General features: G+C 60.3%; 2 protein-coding genes. Both read right to left on the reverse strand.

Annotation, left to right across the window (positions count from 1 at the left end):
• Window positions 1–239: 239 nt before the first annotated feature.
• A complete protein-coding gene (gap, locus tag EGI20_RS18020) occupies window positions 240–1250 on the reverse strand; it encodes a type I glyceraldehyde-3-phosphate dehydrogenase (protein ID WP_498632914.1) in 1011 nt (336 codons plus the stop codon).
• 73 nt (window positions 1251–1323) lie between these two features.
• The coding region (locus tag EGI20_RS18025; RefSeq protein ID WP_498633074.1) for a transketolase-like TK C-terminal-containing protein at window positions 1324–1835 on the reverse strand (512 nt) is incomplete at its 5' end.

Consider the following 1835-nt stretch of genomic DNA (forward strand, 5'->3'; position numbering starts at 1 on the left):
GCCTTAATTGCCATTTCATATACGCGTTTTAGGCGATTGATACTGTCTGCTTTTTTTGAGTTTATCAACTGAAATCGCATCTTAAATAAATAACAAATTGTCAAAAATAAATTCATAGAGCACGTGGCACGTAGGGTGGGTTAGGCCGCAGGCCGTAACCCACCAATATTCACCAACGCCACCACAACATGGTGGGTTACGGCGGCTTTGCCGCCTAACCCACCCTACCCCTCAGCTGATCAGCAGCTGAACATCGCCTTGCCGGTGCGCAGCATCTGCTGGCAGAAGCCCCACTCGTTGTCGTACCAGGCCAGTACTTTAACCATATTGCCGCCGGTGACCTTGGTCAGGGTGGCGTCGAAGGTCGAGGCTTCGGTGCTGTGGTTGAAGTCGCCGGAGACCAGCGGCAGGGTGTTGTAGCCCAGCACGCCTTTCATCTTGCCGTCGGCCATTTCCTTGACGATGGCGTTCACTTCTTCAACCGTGGTGTCGCGGCCGGCTTCGAAGGTCAGGTCAACCAGCGATACATTGATGGTTGGCACGCGTACGGCGAAACCGTCCAGCTTACCTTTCAGCTCCGGCAGTACCAGGCCGACGGCCTTGGCGGCGCCGGTCTTGGTCGGGATCATGTTCTGGGTGGCGGAACGGGCGCGGCGCAGGTCCTTGTGGCGCACGTCGGTCAGCACCTGGTCGTTGGTGAAGGCGTGGATGGTGGTCATCAGGCCTTTTTTCAGGCCGATGGTGTCGTTCAGCGCCTTGGCCACCGGAGCCAGACAGTTGGTGGTGCAGCTGGCATTGGATACGACGGTCATGTCGGCACGCAGCACGTCGTGGTTGACGCCGAACACTACGGTGGCGTCCACGTCGTCACCGCCCGGGGCGGAGATCAGCACCTTCTTGGCGCCGGCATCGATATGAGCCTGGCACTTTTCCTTGGAGGTGAAGGCGCCGGTGCATTCCAGCACCAGATCGACGTTCAGTTCTTTCCATGGCAGTTCGGCCGGATTGCGGGTGGAGAAGAACGGGATCACATCGCCGTCAACGATCAGGTTGCTGCCTTCATGTGAAACCGGGGTGGCGAAGCGGCCGTGTACGGTGTCGTACGAGGTCAGGTGGGCATTGGTCGCCAGGTCGCCGGAGGCGTTGACGGCGACGATCTCGAAGTCGCCACGCAGATTGTATTCGTAGATGGAACGCAGGGCCTGACGGCCGATACGGCCGTAACCGTTGATTGCAACGCGGATGGTCATTGAGTTTCTCTCCGAGAATAGGGGGGAAGCGGAATGCAAAAAAACGGCCACCCCTGACGGGGTGGCCGGTCTGTTAGCCGATGACGGCGCGGGTCTTGGCGACCACATTGTCGACGGTGAAGCCGAATTCCTTGAACAGCTGCGGCGCCGGCGCCGACTCGCCAAAGGTGTCGATACCGACCACATCGCCTTCAAGGCCGACGTATTTGCGCCAGAAGTCGGAGACACCGGCTTCGATGGCTACGCGCGGCACGCCGGCCAGCAAGACGCTGGCCTGATAGGCCTTGTCCTGACGGTCGAACACATTGGTCGACGGCATGGACACCACACGCACCGCCACGCCTTCGGCTGCCAGTACATCGGCTGCCTTCAGCGCCAGCTCGACTTCGGAGCCGGTGGCAATCAGGATGGCTTGAGGTGCAGCGGCATCGCGCAACACATAGCCGCCGCGTGCGACGTCGGCGATCTGCTGGGCGTCGCGCGGCACGAATGGCAGGTTCTGGCGGCTGAGGATCAGGTTGCTCGGGCGCTTGGCCTGTTCGATCGCGCTGGCCCACGCCACGGCGGTTTCCAGCGTATCGCACG

This window comes from Aquitalea sp. S1-19, assembly GCF_024343515.1.